17 protein-coding genes are annotated in these 18,427 nt (G+C 37.5%); 5 read left to right on the top strand and 12 right to left on the bottom strand.

The genetic code is table 11. The features are described 5' to 3' along the window. Positions 1-120 precede the first annotated feature (120 nt). The gene (locus AC07WY_RS10985) at positions 121-813 is read right to left on the bottom strand and encodes a YggS family pyridoxal phosphate-dependent enzyme (protein WP_262085193.1); all 693 of its coding nucleotides are present in this window, start codon (positions 811-813) and stop codon (positions 121-123) included. A gap of 444 nt (positions 814-1,257) precedes the next feature. Here AC07WY_RS10985 and AC07WY_RS10980 point away from each other — a divergent pair, with 444 nt between their 5' ends. Both AC07WY_RS10980 and AC07WY_RS10975 read left to right on the top strand, forming a co-directional pair. Further along, complete coding sequence (locus AC07WY_RS10980) at positions 1,258-2,295, top strand: type IV pilus twitching motility protein PilT (protein ID WP_004722735.1); 1,038 nt, start codon at positions 1,258-1,260, stop codon at positions 2,293-2,295. Between the two features lie 25 nt (positions 2,296-2,320). After that, positions 2,321-3,439, top strand: coding sequence for a PilT/PilU family type 4a pilus ATPase (locus tag AC07WY_RS10975; RefSeq protein ID WP_004722736.1), 1,119 nt, complete (start codon positions 2,321-2,323; stop codon positions 3,437-3,439). Between the two features lie 78 nt (positions 3,440-3,517). On the opposite strand, the gene fur is transcribed toward AC07WY_RS10975, so the two are convergent. Next, positions 3,518-3,955, bottom strand: coding sequence for a ferric iron uptake transcriptional regulator (gene fur, locus AC07WY_RS10970; RefSeq protein ID WP_004722737.1), 438 nt, complete (start codon positions 3,953-3,955; stop codon positions 3,518-3,520). Positions 3,956-4,067: 112 nt separating this feature from the next. Here fur and AC07WY_RS10965 point away from each other — a divergent pair, with 112 nt between their 5' ends. Continuing rightward, positions 4,068-4,466 carry an outer membrane protein assembly factor BamE gene (locus AC07WY_RS10965; protein WP_004722739.1) on the top strand — a complete coding sequence of 133 codons (399 nt, stop codon included), beginning with the start codon at positions 4,068-4,070 and terminating at the stop codon, positions 4,464-4,466. Between the two features lie 84 nt (positions 4,467-4,550). Here AC07WY_RS10965 and AC07WY_RS10960 read toward each other — a convergent pair whose 3' ends face one another. The 10 genes from AC07WY_RS10960 to AC07WY_RS10915 all read right to left on the bottom strand — a co-directional run bounded on the left by AC07WY_RS10960 (position 4,551) and on the right by AC07WY_RS10915 (position 16,023). Then, positions 4,551-4,871, bottom strand: coding sequence for an RnfH family protein (locus AC07WY_RS10960; protein WP_004722741.1), 321 nt, complete (start codon positions 4,869-4,871; stop codon positions 4,551-4,553). A 16-nt stretch (positions 4,872-4,887) separates the two neighbouring features. Beyond that, positions 4,888-5,970, bottom strand: coding sequence for a hypothetical protein (locus tag AC07WY_RS10955; RefSeq protein WP_262085191.1), 1,083 nt, complete (start codon positions 5,968-5,970; stop codon positions 4,888-4,890). A 203-nt stretch (positions 5,971-6,173) separates the two neighbouring features. Continuing rightward, positions 6,174-6,629: a bacteriohemerythrin gene (locus AC07WY_RS10950; protein WP_494736358.1), complete on the bottom strand. Its 456-nt coding sequence runs from the start codon at positions 6,627-6,629 to the stop codon at positions 6,174-6,176. 1,070 nt (positions 6,630-7,699) lie between these two features. Further along, positions 7,700-8,548, bottom strand: a complete 849-nt coding sequence (locus tag AC07WY_RS10945; protein ID WP_494736419.1) for a class II glutamine amidotransferase — start codon at positions 8,546-8,548, stop codon at positions 7,700-7,702. 185 nt (positions 8,549-8,733) lie between these two features. Beyond that, positions 8,734-9,519, bottom strand: coding sequence for a GNAT family N-acetyltransferase (locus AC07WY_RS10940; RefSeq protein ID WP_004819394.1), 786 nt, complete (start codon positions 9,517-9,519; stop codon positions 8,734-8,736). A 175-nt stretch (positions 9,520-9,694) separates the two neighbouring features. Beyond that, complete coding sequence (argB, locus tag AC07WY_RS10935; RefSeq protein WP_004722746.1) at positions 9,695-10,600, bottom strand: acetylglutamate kinase; 906 nt, start codon at positions 10,598-10,600, stop codon at positions 9,695-9,697. A gap of 58 nt (positions 10,601-10,658) precedes the next feature. Beyond that, the gene (locus AC07WY_RS10930; RefSeq protein ID WP_262085190.1) at positions 10,659-12,098 is read right to left on the bottom strand and encodes a phosphomannomutase/phosphoglucomutase; all 1,440 of its coding nucleotides are present in this window, start codon (positions 12,096-12,098) and stop codon (positions 10,659-10,661) included. A 229-nt stretch (positions 12,099-12,327) separates the two neighbouring features. Next, positions 12,328-12,780 (bottom strand): dUTP diphosphatase, encoded by a 453-nt coding sequence (gene dut / locus AC07WY_RS10925; RefSeq protein WP_056514627.1) that lies wholly within the window; start codon positions 12,778-12,780, stop codon positions 12,328-12,330. A 101-nt stretch (positions 12,781-12,881) separates the two neighbouring features. Continuing rightward, positions 12,882-14,921, bottom strand: coding sequence for a UvrD-helicase domain-containing protein (locus AC07WY_RS10920; RefSeq protein ID WP_004722749.1), 2,040 nt, complete (start codon positions 14,919-14,921; stop codon positions 12,882-12,884). Between the two features lie 451 nt (positions 14,922-15,372). After that, positions 15,373-16,023 (bottom strand): YiaD family glycine zipper/OmpA-like lipoprotein, encoded by a 651-nt coding sequence (locus AC07WY_RS10915; protein ID WP_004722751.1) that lies wholly within the window; start codon positions 16,021-16,023, stop codon positions 15,373-15,375. A gap of 382 nt (positions 16,024-16,405) precedes the next feature. On the opposite strand from AC07WY_RS10915, the gene yihG reads away from it, so the two are divergent. After that, positions 16,406-17,323: a 1-acylglycerol-3-phosphate O-acyltransferase, YihG family gene (gene yihG, locus AC07WY_RS10910; protein WP_004722754.1), complete on the top strand. Its 918-nt coding sequence runs from the start codon at positions 16,406-16,408 to the stop codon at positions 17,321-17,323. A gap of 36 nt (positions 17,324-17,359) precedes the next feature. Next, complete coding sequence (locus tag AC07WY_RS10905) at positions 17,360-18,412, top strand: preprotein translocase subunit SecA (RefSeq protein ID WP_494736357.1); 1,053 nt, start codon at positions 17,360-17,362, stop codon at positions 18,410-18,412. The last annotated feature ends 15 nt before the right edge of the window (positions 18,413-18,427 follow it).

Raw genomic sequence — 18,427 nt, 5'->3', positions numbered from 1 at the left:
ACAATCTCAATGGATTAGAATTATTGATGTCTTATACGTTTACAGCATTAAATCTAAATTAAAATAAACTTAAACCCAGCGAAAATTAACTCAGCCTTCGCGCCGATTTCGCTACAACCTTTAACGCTGATTTGAATAATCTCGCGCACCAAACAAAGCTGTCCCAATACGTACCATGGTTGACCCTGCGGCAATGGCTTCCACCATATCTCCAGACATCCCCATGCTTAACGTATCCCAATCTTCAGCATGCGCATGATGAACTTTAACCTGATCAAACAATTGCTTTGCATCACTAAATGCTTGCGGATGATCAGGTGCAGGAATCACCATTAAACCACGTAACTTTAAATTCTTTAATTGACTGATTTGTTTCACCAGATCTGCAACTTCATCCGGCTGACAACCGTCTTTACTGTCTTGTGCATCAATATTGACTTGCAAGCAAATATTTAATGGCGCTTGAGTCGCTTCTCGTTGATTTGAGAGACGCTCTGCAATGATAAAACGATCAACACCATGCACCCACGCAAATTTTTCAGCAAGATGCTTGGTTTTATTGCGCTGCACATGACCAATAAAATGCCATTCGATCTCTAAATCTTTTAAATCTTCAATTTTTTCGAGCGCTTCTTGTAAATAATTCTCGCCAAAAGCACGCTGCCCCGTAGCATACATTTCTTTTAATAACGTACTTGGATGTGTTTTGGAAACTGCCAACAACTGTACCTGACTCACATCTCGATTTGCAGCCAAACAGGCCTGCTGAATTTGCGCGAGTACATGATTTCGAGCTTGATTTAGATCATTCATTGACAAGGTTCTCATTTCATAAAAATTTCAGCTTCCAAGCAATGAAATTGTTGGTTATGCTGAGTGAAAGGCCTTATTATTCTACAAAATAATGAGGGTGTGTTGATCGTTCATAAATAGCTTGCGTTGTAGGCTAAAATTGAGCAAACAAGGAATGGAATGTAGAGAATAGCAAGACTATTTTCAAATTTCATAACGCAGTTTGAGATAATTTTAGCCACAACCTGAGCAAGAACAAAGTATTGCTTTGTTCTTAGCGCAAGGCGAAGCTAAGTTTTTAACTGTTTTTTTATTGCGTGTTACCTTGCGAAACGATGTTTCTCATCATTTAGAATAACTAAATTTCGTACTTCGCGCCTAGTAACCCTAAAAAACAGGCTTAGTCGCAAGCATAGATGAATAATCTACACCCCCTAGGCAAATAGGTTTTTATTCGGGGACATTATGGATATTACAGAATTATTGGCGTTTTCCGTCAAAAACGGTGCATCTGACTTACACCTTTCAGCAGGTATGCCACCGATGATTCGTGTCGATGGTGAGGTCCGTCGTATCAATTTACCAGCACTGGAACATAAAGAAGTTCACAGACTGGTTTATGACATCATGAATGATAAGCAACGTCGTGATTTTGAAGAACAATTAGAAACTGACTTCTCATTTGAAGTTCCAGGTATAGCCCGTTTCCGTGTCAATGCATTCAACCAAAACCGTGGTGCGGGTGCTGTATTTCGTACCATTCCTTCCAAAGTATTGACCATGGAAGATTTAGGTTTAGGACAAATCTTTAAAGATCTTTGTGAATTACCCCGTGGTTTAATCCTTGTAACAGGTCCAACAGGTTCTGGTAAATCAACCACATTGGCCTCTATGATTGACTTTATTAACGACAGTCGCTATGACCATATTTTAACGGTCGAAGATCCAATCGAATTTGTACACCAATCTAAAAAGTGTCTCATCAACCAACGTGAAGTGCATCGTGATACACATGGCTTTAATGAAGCGCTACGTTCTGCGTTACGTGAAGACCCTGACATTATCTTAGTTGGTGAGATGCGTGACCTTGAAACCATTCGCCTTGCTTTAACAGCAGCAGAAACAGGTCACTTGGTTTTCGGCACACTACACACCACATCAGCGGCAAAAACCATTGACCGTGTGATTGACGTATTCCCTGCTGAAGAAAAAGACATGGTCCGTGCCATGTTATCAGAATCATTACAAGCGGTTATTTCACAAACCCTACTGAAAAAGAATGGTGGCGGACGAGTTGCAGCACATGAAATCATGATCGGTATTCCTGCAATTCGTAACTTGATTCGTGAAAACAAAGTTGCACAGATGTATTCAGCAATTCAAACCGGTGCAAACTATGGTATGACCACATTGGATCAGAGTTTAAAAACACTGGTCGCTAAAGGTGTTATTAGTCCTCAAGTTGCAAGAAATGTAGCAAAACAACCAGAATCATTCTTATAAAATGGATTATTGAGGTTTAAAAAAGATGGACTTTAATGACTTGCTCAACATGATGATTGAGCAAAAAGCATCAGACTTATTTATTACCGCTGATGTTGAACCATCAATGAAAATTAATGGTCAAATTGTTCCTGTGGTAAAAACCAAGTTAAACGGCGAAATTATTATGCAATTGCTTAACTCTATTATGAGTGAAAAGCAGCGTAAAGAATTTGCTGAGACGCGTGAATGTAACTTTGCCATTACCAATCGTGATAAAACTGCGCGTTTCCGTGTCAGCGCTTTTCAACAACGTGATATGCCTGGAATGGTTTTGCGTCGTATTGAAACTCAAATTCCGACCATGGATGAGCTTAAATTACCACCTATCCTTAAAGATCTCGCAATGACCAAACGTGGGATCATTATCTTTGTTGGTGCAACAGGGACAGGTAAATCAACTTCGCTTGCATCCATCATTGGTTATCGTAATCAAAATTCTAAAGGTCATATCATCACCATTGAAGACCCAATTGAATTTGTACACGAACATGCAGGATGTATTATTACTCAACGTGAAGTCGGAATTGATACAGATTCTTTTGAAATTGCGCTTAAGAATACTTTGCGTCAAGCACCAGATGTGATCTTAATTGGTGAGATCCGCTCTCGTGAAACCATGGACTATGCCATCGCTTTTGCTGAAACAGGTCACTTAGTCTTTGCCACACTGCATGCCAACAACGCCAACCAAGCAATTGACCGGATTATTCACTTCTTTGAGTCTGACCGTCATAGCCAGTTGTTTATGGATCTATCACTTAACCTCAAAGCCATGGTTGCACAGCAATTGATTCCAACACCAGACGGTAATTCTCGTCGTGCTGCAATTGAAATTCTTATTAACTCACCCTTAGTTTCAGACTTAATCCGTAAAGGTGATGTACATGAAATTAAGGATTTGATGAAGCGCTCTCGTGAATTGGGTATGCAGACGTTTGACCAAGCTTTATTTGACCTCTATAAAGCAGGACAAATTACCTATAAAGACGCACTTAAACATGCCGACTCTCCGAATGATTTACGTCTACAAATCAAATTGGATGAAGAAGGTGGTGCACAGCTACTCAATTCAAATAGCAAACTCACCTTTGATGGACAGTAGTTCAAAAGTAAAAATAGGCTGATATAAAAAGAGGGGGCTCGGCTAAGCCCCCTCTTCATTTGTTGTATTTATGTGATTCTAGCGCTTACGATAAGCTTCCTGACATGCAGGTTCATCACAATAACCGTACAGATTCAAAGAATGTCCAGTCAATTGAAAGCCGTGTTTCTCAGCTACCGAATGTTGCTCATGCTCGATGGTTTCATTAGTAAATTCAACGACTTTGTTACAATTTTGACAAACCAAATGATCATGATGATCTTCTTGCATAATTTCAAAAACAGAATGATTGTTTTCGAAATGATGGCGCTGGATAATTCCAGCAGCTTCAAATTGTGTTAACACACGATATACGGTCGCTAGACCGACATCTTCACCTTGTTCGAGTAATGTTTTATAAATGTCTTCCGCGCTCAAGTGGTGTTGTCTTGAATTTTCTAATAATTCCAAAATCTTGATTCGTGGTAGGGTAACTTTAAGTCCAGCTTTGCGTAAATCTTGATTTGAAATAGGCATATAAAAAGGTCTCTCAACAAATTTTAAGTTGGAATATGCAACAGAGTTGAGATGCAGTATGATCTATCCTTGGATCAATTGCATCATAATTAATTTGGGATAGTGTAGCAAAATGCAAAAAATCATGCTGACGTTATTCGTCGCTTCTTTACTTGGTGGTTGTTCTGTATTTGGAGTATACAAAGTCGATATTCCTCAGGGAACACCGTTAACCCAAGCTCAAGCTTCAAAAATTCAAGTCGGTATGACCTACCAACAAGTACAATTCTTGTTGGGTAGCCCAACAGTCTCAGATCCATTGAATCCAGGACGATGGGATTACATTTACAACTATATCCCAGGAACTTACGCGAAAAAAGCGAAGATTCCCGCAGCACATGGCCAACATTTAAAGGTTTATTTTGATCAATCAGGTGTCGTAAACAAAATTGAAGGTTTAGAAACCATTCCTGAGTCTCAACCTGGTTTACCTGCTTCTAAAGAAGCAATATTGAATGCGCCCCCACTATAGACACTTTGCGATAAAAAGAAACCCCTCAATGAGGGGTTTTTCATATGCATTCAATTGTTTAAAGCGATTATTGTAAATAACGCCTTATTTAAATAACAATTGTTGATAGCGATTGCCACGGCAGTAACGTCCGACAGGATTTGCTTTTGCGCGATTGCGACGGATATCTTTTGGATTAATCGTTAAAGCTCTATAAATTTCAACACGATCACCTGCTTGTAGCAAATGCGATTGTGCTTTTATTTTCACTCCGAAAATACCAAAACTAAAATTTTCAGGCAATTCTACTTGTTGCGCCAATCCACTTTGCGCAATTGCATCGGCAATCGTCATGCCTTGAGAAAATTGTAACTCAATGTGAAATTGTTGCTTTTCGGCAGCATATGCCACCCAAATCTTTGCCACGAGAATCACCTGACCCTTAAATTAACTGTCCAATATAGGATACCAATGCCAACACAATACTCAAAGGTAAAACAATTCGTACCGCAATACGCCAAATATTATAAAACGCTTCTGAGCTAAAATTGATTGCTTTACGCAGATGGCTGATTTTCATAATCCAACCCACAAAGATTGAATAAATCAAGCAAATGACCAAGCCCCAAATCATCAGCAATGGATTAAACAGCACTGCAATGTTAGGAATTGCCCAAATGAACAATGCCACCAACAACACCACAAATTGAATAAGTATTGCGACTTGGCGTTGAGCTAACTGTTCTTTGCCTAGTTGTAATAATAACGCGGCTGAAATGACAGCAGTAAATAATAAAGTATAGGCAGGGATTTGTGCTGAAGCTGCAAAAAAACCAAAGGCAATCACAGCAACCAATTGCGCAATCCAAATCGGGAAAGCTGTTTTAGATGCCTCATTATTCTGTTGAACATTCAACAAGCTGGTTTGCCAATACAAGCCTAAACCGAGACCTGTGGCTACAAGGGCTAAAATCGTTGCATTGCCCCACTCTTTAAACTCTACAGGAGTAACATGCCAAGCGGATAAGTGTGTACCGAAAACCTGTGCAAGGATTAAAGAAAGCAGCACGCCTAGCGTGATCAAGCCCACTAAAATTTGACGAGGTGCAAAAGACAAAGCAAAAGCCACTACAGCGGCACCTGCAAATAACAAATGACCTTCTATCGGTAAATTCGCAATCTGCACAGTACTTTGACTAATATTGAATAAAATCCCGCCCGCTAAGAATGGAATAAAGATAACAGCCAGCCAACCCACAATACGCCACGATTGAGATGCGTCAGCATCACGAGTTAAGCTAGACAAGGCATTGAGTGCAGTTGTTTTAGAACGCTTTGCTAAAGCAACTTCTAAATAAGTAATCGGCAATGCCAACACCAGCATTGACACTAACCACAATATCCAAAAATCAATTTGTCGATCAATTTGAATACCCAGACTTGGAGCTAAGCCTGCGATAATTATAAATGATAAACAAAATGCCATGAGCGGCGATAACCATCGTGACATAGAATAATCCTGCATGAGGTGTTTCGTAAAAAGTTCTGCTATTTTGCCTTTGTCGATGCTGAAAATCAAAGCTTAAAAGAAAAAAGCAAATCACCCCTCGATGATTTGCTGCGCTAGATATTGTTATAATCTTTGTTATTTCTTTTTATCCCCTCTGAATTTTTTTAGTTAGAGAGCTGGTGATTCCCATAATTTCACAATCATAAAATGCCTGTAAATTATGAAAAAAATCTTGCAAACCAATTTTTGCCTTTTTTCTTCTCGTTTTCTTTAATGATCCCCATCATATTTAATTTTACAGCCCCCACATAATCTGCATCATCATGTTGAATATGATTAATTAACCATTTAGACAACACCTCATGCAATTCTTTTTCAATAGAATGCCCTTCTTCAAAACTGATACGATAACTTTCGATACGTTTAATAAATAAGTCATGTACACGTTTATGAGGAACACGGTATTTATAACCCGCTTCTTCTTGTAAGCTTTCTTCAAAGGTAAAATGTGATTGTGTATAGTCAATAATATTATCAAGAATTTGTTTAATACGAACACGATCCGTTATCATTCCGATTTCATCAAGTTCATTGATGTACTCTAAAATTCTTTTATGTTGGTCGTCAATCACATCGATACCCGTATTATATTCTGGAATCCACCTCATCTTCATACGATCACCTTTAAATAATGTTTTGACCTTCAGCAACCATATTAACGGCTATCTCTCTAAATAAAAATAAACTGTATTAGTCGGGATTCATTAAAAAAACTATGAAATAAATTAAGTTATTGTTTATACTTGTATAATATTTTAATCCGCACTAAAAGAGTAAGATATTTTTTAACCAATTATTAAGTTTAAATAATTTTATTGATTGCTTATATTTGTTATTTAGAATGAATAAATGATTATGAATGTGTAATATAAAAATTTTAAAAACTACGTCAAATGATATTTTTTACTATTTTCAACATGATTTCTCGTGATAAAAGTGCACTAAGATCATTTTTACAAAATAAGGAAAACTATTCTTTTGTGGTTTTGTTATATTTTTAAAAACTTTCGTTATTCAATTAAAAATATTTTATATGTGCTATTTTTATTCTACTTATTTCATGATCCACTTTTAAAAGAGTTGAAGTATAAATTTTATCATGACAATTTTATATAATAGACTTCTTTCATAAGTCCTTTTTAAAACCATAAATCAACCTAAAAGCGCCCTCATCCTAGCCTTCTCCCAAAGCGAGAAGGAACTTTCAATACCAATATGATTCACTCTACATCATCATTTTTTGATTTATGAAAGATCTTTAATATTTAAAAAATTATAACGATATTATTACTCATTTTTTTCAATAAAATATAATTAAACATTATTATTTCATTATCTTCTCTTTGCTTTAACAACATCAAAATATTCCGTTAAGTCTCAAAGATGACCATCCTATACAATTGAATATGAGACTTTGATCATTCAAAATAATGCGATTTACAATAAATAATCCGAAGTAATTTTTACAGGATATCGTGAAAAAGCCTGCAAATGAATGATAAAGAAATTACTATCGATCTAAGATAATTCTTGCATCTATAGTTGGTGCAAAAGCACCTATAAAAACCTGAATGGGCTAGATAAATTGAATTATTTTTTATTTTTACAATGATTTATATTTAAAAAACATGGAGTTAGCGAATAATACCTCCCCCAATCATCACATGAATTCATTCAGATCAAACTAATATTGATCTGCCTTGGTGACTCTAACCAAACTTGGATCAGCAGCCTCACGAGCAAGTCTTTCGACATGTGTTGTTGCTGTTTTTATCACTTGACCATCTTTAAATAAAATCATCTCACCAGGCTGGTATGCGGTCCAAACTTCATTTTGAGTTAACGGCTCTGTGGTAATCACGGCAACACGATCTTCTTTTGTTGTAAATTGACTAAAATCAATATCAACATCAATATCAACTAAGCGTGCATATGTAAATGGATACTTACGTACAATCCAATGCAGCTTCGTTGTCGCATAACTAAACAATGCTTGTCCATTGGAGAGGCAAAAATTAAAAGTGCCATATTCTGCAATTTTAGGTGAAATTTCTTCAAGCAAGGCAAATACATCATTTAAACTCGGTTCAAAATAACCAAATCTTAAAACCAGTTGTTCAAGCAAATAACAAAATGCCAGCTCACTGTCGGTACTGCCTACAGGGGTAAAACGCCCCGACAAATGTGGATGAAAGTTATGTAAATCACCATTGTGTGCAAAAATCCACTGTCTGCCCCATAACTCACGAATAAAGGGGTGAGAGTTTTCTAAGGTAATTTTACCTTGAGTTGCTTTGCGAATATGCGCAATGACATTCCGTGATTTGATTGGATAGTTACGTACCAGTTCAGCAATCGGTGACAAGACTGCAGATTGATTGTCGACAAATAAACGACATGCTTTATCTTCAAAAAAGGCAATACCAAACCCATCAGAATGATCAGAGGTTATTCCTGCACGTTGAGAAAACCCACGAAATGAGAAAGTAATATCAGTGGGAGCAGCGCAGTTCATTCCAAGCAATTGGCACATAGTGTATTCATACAGCATTTTATTTATAAGAATATTGTGCATGACTACGCATCTGCTTGCAAATCTCAATAACTGAAAATAACTGCAAACAGATGCATATTAGACCAATCACTTAACATAGATCAGCAGAATAATTGGGTACTTATTCGCGGATCAAACTCTAAATCCCCTTATTTTTCGGACACTCAGCGATTAACCATTTTGTTTAAAACAAAATTTTTGGCAATTTCATTGACATCTAAAAAGACAAAATAATCTAAACAATTAAATGCTTCATCGTGATATGCCTGTTTCGATAAACGCGCATTCATTTTCAAATAGACATCAAACAACTTTGGAATTCGTTCATCTTGTGGAAAGCTATACTCTGGATGACTTGGTTCAAAAGCGAGATTTGCCTTTATATCAATCGACTGTTTGGCAGTCATTTTCTTCAAATGCTGATGCGTATAGTAAGCACGTGCTTTATTGTCTTCCAAACGAATGCTGACACATCCCATTAAGTGTTTTGCCTTCATTTTCCACAGTACTGTCGGAACCAAATTTAACCACAACATCGACAATGCACGTCCATTACGATAACGCGGATGTACACAAGTACGGCCTATTTCCACAATATTAGATAGATGTGAAAGTTGAGAAACATCAAATTCTTGTGCGCTATAACTACGTGCAAGCTCATGCCCCTGAATCAACTTCAGGCGTGTATAGGCAACAATCTCATTGCTCCATTTATCACGTAATACTGCATGCTCACAATCAAGGTCATATAAATCTTGATCTAATCCATTTTCAAATGTAATGCCAAACTGATCTGCGAATTGTACTGCACGAAATTTTTGTACTTCTTTGAGTTGTTTCAGGTCTTCAACCCATTCAAATTTATATTGTGATTGTGCTTTTTTAGGTTTTGGTAAGGGTAAATTTAAGTTCTGGAAGTTCTGACGATACTGATTTAATTTTGCGAACATATTTTCGACTCCTTGAGCTTTTACTTACACTAGGCAATCCCGATGACACTTATATGACGAAAAAATGACCGTTTAAAAACACGCTATGAATGGTGAATTTGAAATAAAATCGGTAAAACAAAAAAGCCAATGTTTTCACACTGGCATTTAAAAAAAATAATGTACTGATTAAAAATTATTTCTGAGGCTTGGCACGATTGGTAATTAAGGTTCCTACACCATGATCGGTAAAGATTTCTAAGAGTGTTGCATGAGGTACCCGTCCATCTACAATGTGCGCACTCACAACCCCACCTTTAACCGCATCTAAGGCACAACCCACTTTAGGAATCATTCCCCCATAAATCACCCCAGTTTCAATGAGACGATCGACTTCTTGAGTACTAAGACCCGTTAGGAGGTTTTTATTTTCATCTAAAACACCTGATATATTGGTCAATAGAATCAATTTTTCCGCACCTAAAGCTTCTGCCACTTTACCTGCGACTAAGTCTGCATTGATATTATAAGTTTGACCGTCTTCATCTACACCTAAAGGCGCAATCACTGGAATAAAATCACTTTGGGTAAACATTTCTAAAACGTCAGTTTTAACCCCAGTCACTTCCCCGACCAAACCTAAGTCAATTTGCGTGACTGTACCATCTGCAAGTGTCTTTTCCATCAAGAGCTTTTGAGCACGCAATAAATTACCGTCTTTACCCGTTAAACCAATGGCACGTCCACCATGCTGATTAATCAGATTAACGATAGATTTATTTACACTGCCGCCTAAAACCATCTCGACCACTTCCATGGTTGCAGGATCCGTTACCCGCATTCCATCAATACGATCAGACTCACGGCCCAACTGTTTAAGCAATGAATCTACTTGTGGACCACCACCATGTACGACAATCGGATTTAAACCTACAGTTTTGAGTAAAACGATATCGCGAGCAAATGAGCTTTCCAACTCTGGATCAGTCATTGCATTGCCGCCATATTTTACAACGAGTGTTTTACCTGAAAATCGTTGAATATATGGCAAAGCCTCTGTCAATATTTGCGCTTTGTCGATGCCAGTATGCTGATGTGGCATTCGCCTCTCCTTAGTGAGCTGTAGGAATTAGACTGATGAATATGGATGATGCAAGAAATCAGTGTGCCTGTAGAATATCTTGGGCGATCATAGGATAACGATCACTGAGCATAGACGCAAATGTCTGACGAATTTCATTTAAACAATTTGGACAATCTGCATCAAAACGTACGGTAAAATATTCACCTGTATTTGATGCCCGAATAATGCCAAAACCATGCTCAAAATCAAGGCGAACACCATCAATTTTACTCAGCTCAGCACCAAATTGTTGACTGAGCTGTTCAATCTCATTCAAAACAATTTTCGGATCAGTACGATGGGTACTGATATAAGTATCTTCAGTATAAAAACGGTCAGGATAACAGGCTAAAATTTCAGACAATGTTGCTTGAGGAAAACAACATAAGTATTCCATCACACGTAAAGCCGCATACAAACCATCGTCATAACCAAGTCCACGCCCATCATTAAATACATAATGACCTGCGTACTCACCACCAAAGACAGCTTGGCCTTTTGATTGCGACATGTATTTGCGTAAAAAACTACTCCCAGTCCGAATCATCTTGGCTTGACCGCCCAAGCGTTCAACCACTTGACGTACCATAGATGAACATTTCACATCAAATACAATTTCATGCTGTGGATGATCTTTTAAACACATTTGGGCAAACAATGCTAAAAGCCGATCCGCTGAAATAATATGGGCATTTTCATCCAACAAAACCACACGATCGCCATCACCATCTAAAGCAATACCAATGTCTGCCTGATGATTAAGTACATTTTGTCGTAATAATTCTAAATGCGTGGCTTGTGAAGGATCCGGTGCATGGTCGGGGAAGTTTCCATCAGCATTACAACGTAATGCAATCACCTCACAACCCAATTTTTTTAAAACAAGATTGGCACAAAATCCTGCTGAACCGTTTAAGCCATCAATCACGACTTTGAGCGGTCGGGTTAAATGAATATCTTTTAATAATGCAGACTGATAGGACAGACAAAATTCAGATTTAATTTGATGAGTCGTAGTTAGAATCACAGATTTTGCATCAATCCATGGCAACTGATGACTTTGCAGATAATTTTTTGCTTGAATGCCTATGTTTTGAATCATTTCAGGAGACGGTGGCTCAAACTGCATAATCCATTTAATACCATTGTCAGTTTTTGGATTATGACTGGCTGTGACCATGATGCCATTGCCCTGCGTATTTCTTGCAGCAAAGTACAATTGTGGGGTAGCACAACAACCTATTTCAGTCACTTCAATGTCTTTATTTTGAAATACTTGTTTGATAATTTGAGCATACGCAGGACTACTTAATCGAGCATCGTATCCCAAGGTAATTTTTGATTGACCCTTTTCAATCAGTTGATCAACTAAAGCATATGCGATTGCCTGAATCAATTCAGGTGGCATCATTTCAACTTTTCCACGAATATCATAAGCGCGGAAAATCTGAAAAGGAAAATCATTCATCTTTTTCATAAGCAAAACTTCTATTTGCTTAACCCTTTATTTCGTCAGCTTTATCGCTCTAATGATAAGCAAGCAATTCATTTATATGAGAATATTTATATCGGGTCAAATGCAATATACTAAAAAACTCTTGATAATATATTCAATTTTATATACAGCGTTATACATACTTTTTGTTACAATTCAATATTACATTAAAAAAGCCTGATAAATCAGGCTTTAAAATAATGAGAAAAATCTAGTTCTTCCCAGTGTGACCAAAACCACCAGCACCACGTTCAGTCGCTTCAAATTCATTTACAATATCAAATTGCGCTTGAACTACAGGCACCAAAACATACTGTGCTAAACGCTCACCTGGTTCTAAAGTAAAGGTGGTTTGACCTCGATTCCAAACAGAAACCATCAATTCGCCTTGATAATCTGAATCAATTAAGCCCACCAAGTTGCCCAATACGATCCCATGCTTATGGCCCAAGCCCGACCGTGGTAAAACCAGACCAGCAAAATTAGTATCTTCAATATAAATGGCCATACCTGTTTTAACTAGCACAGTTTGACCAGGTTCAATTTGAATCGCTTCCTCTACACATGCACGTAAGTCCAAACCCGCTGAACCTGTTGTTGCGTATGTTGGCATTGGCCATTCTTGACCTAAACGTTGATCAAGTACTTTTACTTGAACTTTCATATTGAAATCCTTGGTTAAATAAAGCTGTTAAAGGTTCTTCAATGTCTTCCGATCTGTTTAAAAGCAAATCGAAAGAAAAATAAAAGAACTGATTTAAAAAATTAACGTTTTAATAACGCTTTTAAGTTTTGTAAATATTGCTGTGCCTGTTGTTTAGGATCAACATTTTCAGCTAATTTTTTCTTACGTCCTAACCAATCCAACTCATCTTGTGGTAATTCATCTAAGAAGCGGCTCGGGGTCATTTGTTTCATTTGCCCACCATTTTTACGCTGCTCAGCCAAAGTTAAGGTTAAACCTTGTTGTGCACGGGTAATACCCACGTACATTAAACGGCGTTCCTCTTCAATCGTTTCCGCGGCAATGGAGTTCTTATGTGGCAGAAGCTCTTCTTCTAAGCCCATAATATAAACAAATGGAAATTCCAGACCTTTAGATGCATGTAATGTCAGCAGGTTAACTTTATCGGTGTCTTCATCTTCCTGTTGTTGCTCAAGCATATCTAGCAACACCATTTTACGAATCACACTTTCAATGTTCTTTTCATCTACATCTTCAGCACGGTTGATTAAGCTTTGAATACTGGTATAGAGCATCTCCACATTATCAATCTTGGTTTTTTCTTGTGCAGGCGTTGCAGCAGTTTCACGTAAATAATCGATATAGCCTGCATCATTCATCATTTGACGAATTTTAGGAACAGGTTCATCGTCATCTAACAATTCACGAGTGAAATCATTGATAAAGCCAGCAAACTCAGCCAATTGTGTAGTGGCCTTTTTCGGCATTACCATAGTTAAGCGTTGATCACTTGCCGCAGCCAACAGTGATAAATGATTTTCTTGGGCAAAAAGACCTAACTTTTCAAGTGTTACTGGGCCAATCGCACGTTTAGGCGTATTGATAATACGAAGGAAAGCACTGTCATCTTCAGGGTTGATGATGATACGCAAGTAGCTCATCACATCTTTAATTTCTGCACGACCAAAGAAAGATTGACCACCAGAGAGCTTGTATGGAATCTGCATTTGACGTAGCTGAGTTTCCAATACACGTGCTTGGAAATTTCCGCGATACAACACCGCATAATCTTTCCAGTTTTTGCCATTCATCAATTTATGCGTGAGCAGGTCTTTTACTACGCGTTCAGATTCATCATCATCATTACGACAGGTGATGATTCGAATGACTTCACCATGGCCTTTATCACTCCACAACTTTTTATCAAAAATGTGTGGGTTATTTTCAATGACATGGTTCGCGGCTTTTAAAATACGACTGGTAGAGCGATAGTTTTGCTCCAGCTTAATCACTTTTAAATTGCGGAAATCTTCTTTGAGCAATGCCATATTTTCAGGCTTTGCACCACGCCATGCATAAATGGATTGGTCATCATCACCTACAGCGGTGAACTGCCCCATCACACCGACCAATAATTTTACCAAAATATATTGCGCGGTATTGGTGTCTTGATACTCATCCACAAGTAGATAGCGAACTCGGTTTTGCCAACGATCACGAACTTCTGCATTGTCTTGTAAGAGGCGTGTTGGCATCACGATCAGATCATCAAAATCTACGGCATTATAAGCACGTAAATTTCGTTCATATAATTGATACAAGTGGGCAAATTGCACATCTTCTGGTGTTTCACAAGTCGTATGTGCTTGTTCAGGCACAATCAAATCATTTTTCCAATCTGAAATCTTTTTCATGGCTTTAGCAATTAATTCTTTGCTTTCAGCGCCCGATAAATTATCACGATGCATCAAATCCATAAGAATACGCTTACAGTCATCGGCATCAAGGATTGAGAAGTTATTTTTCAGTGGAGTATTTTTCAGCTCAATTCGTAATAAATTTAAACCAAAGGTATGGAAGGTTGAAACCGAAAGCCCTTTGCCCTCTTCTTTGCCCAACAACTTACCAACACGTTCTTTCATTTCACGTGCAGCTTTATTGGTAAAGGTCATTGCGGTAATTCGATGTGCAGGAATCCCACACTGTTGAACCAAATACGCAATTTTTCTTGTAATTACTGAGGTTTTACCTGAACCCGCCCCTGCAAGTACTAACAAGGGTCCTTGAGTATATTTCATGGCTTCAAGTTGCTTGTCATTCAGTTGACTTGCTTTCGACATTGTTCATCCTCTAAAAACTTCGAGCTCGATTATAGTCATCTAAAGTAGAGTTGCAAAATGCTTAATTTGAATTTTTCCAATATAAAAACCAGATAAAAATAATTTCAGTTAAATTCTGCTTTAGTTTCAAACCTTCTTGTTTCAATACTCTATTTTGTTATGAGTTGTTGTTATTCAGTTGACTGGTGATCAAGTGGCGAAAGCATAACCAAAAGCCAGCATAACGGCTAGCAAATAGCAGCAAGAAGAAAGACCTTTATAGCATCAACGCTGGTTTTAATAATAAAAAATCTGAATCGTAACCTTAAACAGATTGATGCGGTTTAAATAAAAATTTGGAGCATAAAAAAAGGAATCATAGCGAACCATGACTCCTTTTCAATGCTTTCAACTCAATGCCTTCAACTAAAAAATACGTTACTGTTGTTACGATTTCTTAGTTTGTCAGATATTAGTTTGCTGCATAAATGCTGATTTCAACACGACGGTTCTGTTCACGACCCGCAGCAGTTGAGTTATCTGCGATTGGGTTTTGTGAGCCATAACCTTGAGTATCAATACGGCTCGCTACACCTTTACCTTTAAGGTAGTTTGCAACTGAATACGCACGGTTTTGAGACAATGGAATATTGATTGAATCATTACCCGTATTATCTGTATAACCCGTAACAAGAATTACACTCTTGTTATCTTCCATTAAAGTTTGAGCAACTTTATTTAAAGTACCGTAGAAGTTCGGCTTAATTGTTGATTTGTTGGTATCAAACGTGATGCTACCAGGCATAATTAACGCAACAGAACCATCTGGATTACGGTTAACTTCTACACCAGTACCCTGCATTTGTTGGCGTAATTTCTTCTCTTTATTGTCTAAATAAAGACCAGTACCCGCACCTAAAAGCGCACCAATTGCTGCTGCACGATTGTTTTGTGCAGATGAGTTTGCATTACCACGAGACAAACCATAGCCCGCTGCTGCACCGATCAAACCACCAATAGCAGATTTGTCGTACTCCATACCACCGATGTTATTACCAGTTGTTTGACAGCCAGAAAGTACTAAAGCCCCTGCTGTAAGTGTTGTAATTAATAGTGCACGCATTGCATGCCTCCAAGTTGTGTTTTTTGTTAGCTTAATTTTGGTATAAAAAACAAAGCACCACTATAGGCGTTTTGTTAACAATCACTTATTTTTTTACATTTTGTAATATTTACAATAAAATTTACAAATGTGATCATCATAATTTATACATAGTCATTAAATGTGTCTTTTTTAATTGCATTGTAACGACTATATTTAGAGTCTGTGGACAATTCGTCTATGTTTACAACGATGTATATTTTTGAGCGAATACGAAGCAGCAAATCCGAAATCTAGTTATGCTAAATCAAGACTAACATGATTTTCCAAGGCCGCAACGTGATAGTAAAAAATATCCTAGTCGCTTGAACTGGCACTCACAATAAATCATTAGGACTGTTCTATGTCATCTCAACAACAGAAGCAACCTATTTTAAAAAAAATTACGAAAGGTTTAACCGTTGGCTCAGTGATTACTGGTAGTACTTTTTTTCACGGCCCGCCTGTTTTAGCTTTAGGCTTGACCAAATTATTTAAAAAGTCAAAAAAGGTGGATGAAACCAATATCAACATCACCAATAGTTGGTTAAGCGTCAATAATTGGTTGATTGATCATGTTCTTCCTGAAACACAATGGGACATTACCGTTGATGAAAACTTGGATTTAAATATGCAAGGTCGTTATTTGATGACCTGTAATCATCAAAGTTGGGTCGATACCACCGTAAACCAATATTTTGGTCTAACACGCATGCCACTCACCCGCTTTTTCACCAAATGGGAACTTATTTTCATACCATTTGTCGGGCAAGCCTTTAAAATTCTCGGCTTTCCGATGATGAAACGCCATACAAAAGAACAGATTGCAAAAAATCCTGAACTGAAAACACGTGATATGGAAGAAGCACGTAAAGCCTGTGAACAGTTATTAAGCCAGCCTTTTACGCTGCTCAACTATCTTGAAGGAACACGCTTTACCCCAGAAAAACATGCTCAACAACAATCGCCTTTTACCAATTTACTTAAACCTAAGGCTGGTGGACTTGCACTCGCTTTAAGTATCTTAGGTGATAAGATTGATGCATTGGTGGATATGACCATTGTGTATCCAGATGGTGCACCTGGTTATGGCGAGTTTTGGTTAGGCGAAGTCCCTCGAATTGCAGTCAATATGCGTAAAATTGAGATTCCTGAATGGGTACTAGGCGGCAATTATGAAGATGATGCAGAATATCGCGAACGCTTTCAAAACTGGGTTGATGATTTATGGACTGAAAAAGATCAACTGATTAGCACCATAAAACAAAAATATAACCACTAACTTTCAATTGAAGAAAAACCACAGAATAGGATGGATATGACAGAGCAAGTTCCACCACTCGAAAATAGTACAGAAACGAAAAACGATATGTCACGAGGATGGTGGATCGCTTTTGGTTATGACATCTTTATGATGTTTATTATCATCTTTAACTTATTCTGTTTATGTGCCAATGCTTTTTTAATGAGTAATTTTGGTGACTGGCTTTTCAATGAAATTCATTTACCGCAAGTTTTACAGTATTACAAAACAGATCTGCACCCATGGGTGATTAAAACGGAAAGCTGGTTTATTACCTTTTTGATTGTTGAATTAGGCATTCGCTGGCTCATCGCAATCATCAACAAACACCATGCACGTTGGTTTTTCTTTCCATTTATTCATTGGTATGAAATTTTAGCAATTATTCCTTATTTACGTTTTTTACGTTTAATTCGGGTCGGTATTATTGCTTATCATTTTCATGAGTTAGGTTATAAGGTTATTCCCGATAACATTCTAAAACGTGTGCTGTTTTATTATCGAGTGCTGATGGAAGAATTATCTGATCGTGTTGTGATTACAGTCATTGATGGAATTAAACAAGAATTAGATACAAGTTCCAGTCATAAGAAAATCATTCATGATTTGATTGACCATCATAGAGAGCGTTTTGCACAAACCTTAGCGGAAGTCTTACAAGAGTCTTTAGCCACTGAATTAAAAGCACAAAGTCATGTAATTAGCCATAATGTTGGACAGATTGTACGTCAAGCCATTGAAGACACTCCGCAATTGACTCAATTATTGCGCATGATCCCAATTGCCGGCAGTATGATTGAAAATCAGATTCAAAATATTGGGCAACAGTTAGGTGAGAATATTACTCAAGGATTGGTGGAACCTTTCACTGAAGGCAATTTACACAATCCAAACGCGACCTATCAACTGATTTCAACCAAATTAAGCCAGTTAAATATTGAAAATCAGAAGCTTGAAGAACTAGTTGAATCTGTAGTCTATGAAAGTTTAGAATCGTTAAGGAAGCAAGTGAAAGTAAAACAATGGCAGCTTGAATTAGAAAAAAATGATCAAGTAAAAGATGAGTGATTCAAAGAATAAGCA

This window comes from Acinetobacter sp. GW821-FHT01C12, assembly GCF_059422625.1.
Note: the sequence above shows the minus strand (reverse complement) of the source record. Positions and strands in the feature narration are given on the sequence as shown.

Bases quoted from the DNA above. Each gene is read 5' to 3' on its own strand.
- AC07WY_RS10905 (WP_494736357.1), top strand. From the start codon at position 17,360: ATGACAGAGCAAGTTCCACCACTCGAAAATAGTACAGAAACGAAAAAC.
- fur (WP_004722737.1), bottom strand. From the start codon at position 3,955: ATGCCTATTTCAAATCAAGATTTACGCAAAGCTGGACTTAAAGTTACC.
- dut (WP_056514627.1), bottom strand. From the start codon at position 12,780: ATGAAAGTTCAAGTAAAAGTACTTGATCAACGTTTAGGTCAAGAATGG.
- AC07WY_RS10930 (WP_262085190.1), bottom strand. From the start codon at position 12,098: ATGAAAAAGATGAATGATTTTCCTTTTCAGATTTTCCGCGCTTATGAT.
- AC07WY_RS10920 (WP_004722749.1), bottom strand. From the start codon at position 14,921: ATGTCGAAAGCAAGTCAACTGAATGACAAGCAACTTGAAGCCATGAAA.
- argB (WP_004722746.1), bottom strand. From the start codon at position 10,600: ATGCCACATCAGCATACTGGCATCGACAAAGCGCAAATATTGACAGAG.
- AC07WY_RS10980 (WP_004722735.1), top strand. From the start codon at position 1,258: ATGGATATTACAGAATTATTGGCGTTTTCCGTCAAAAACGGTGCATCT.
- AC07WY_RS10965 (WP_004722739.1), top strand. From the start codon at position 4,068: ATGCAAAAAATCATGCTGACGTTATTCGTCGCTTCTTTACTTGGTGGT.
- AC07WY_RS10975 (WP_004722736.1), top strand. From the start codon at position 2,321: ATGGACTTTAATGACTTGCTCAACATGATGATTGAGCAAAAAGCATCA.
- AC07WY_RS10940 (WP_004819394.1), bottom strand. From the start codon at position 9,519: ATGTTCGCAAAATTAAATCAGTATCGTCAGAACTTCCAGAACTTAAAT.
- AC07WY_RS10915 (WP_004722751.1), bottom strand. From the start codon at position 16,023: ATGCGTGCACTATTAATTACAACACTTACAGCAGGGGCTTTAGTACTT.
- AC07WY_RS10955 (WP_262085191.1), bottom strand. From the start codon at position 5,970: ATGCAGGATTATTCTATGTCACGATGGTTATCGCCGCTCATGGCATTT.
- AC07WY_RS10985 (WP_262085193.1), bottom strand. From the start codon at position 813: ATGAATGATCTAAATCAAGCTCGAAATCATGTACTCGCGCAAATTCAG.
- AC07WY_RS10950 (WP_494736358.1), bottom strand. From the start codon at position 6,629: ATGAAGATGAGGTGGATTCCAGAATATAATACGGGTATCGATGTGATT.
- AC07WY_RS10945 (WP_494736419.1), bottom strand. From the start codon at position 8,548: ATGTGCCAATTGCTTGGAATGAACTGCGCTGCTCCCACTGATATTACT.
- yihG (WP_004722754.1), top strand. From the start codon at position 16,406: ATGTCATCTCAACAACAGAAGCAACCTATTTTAAAAAAAATTACGAAA.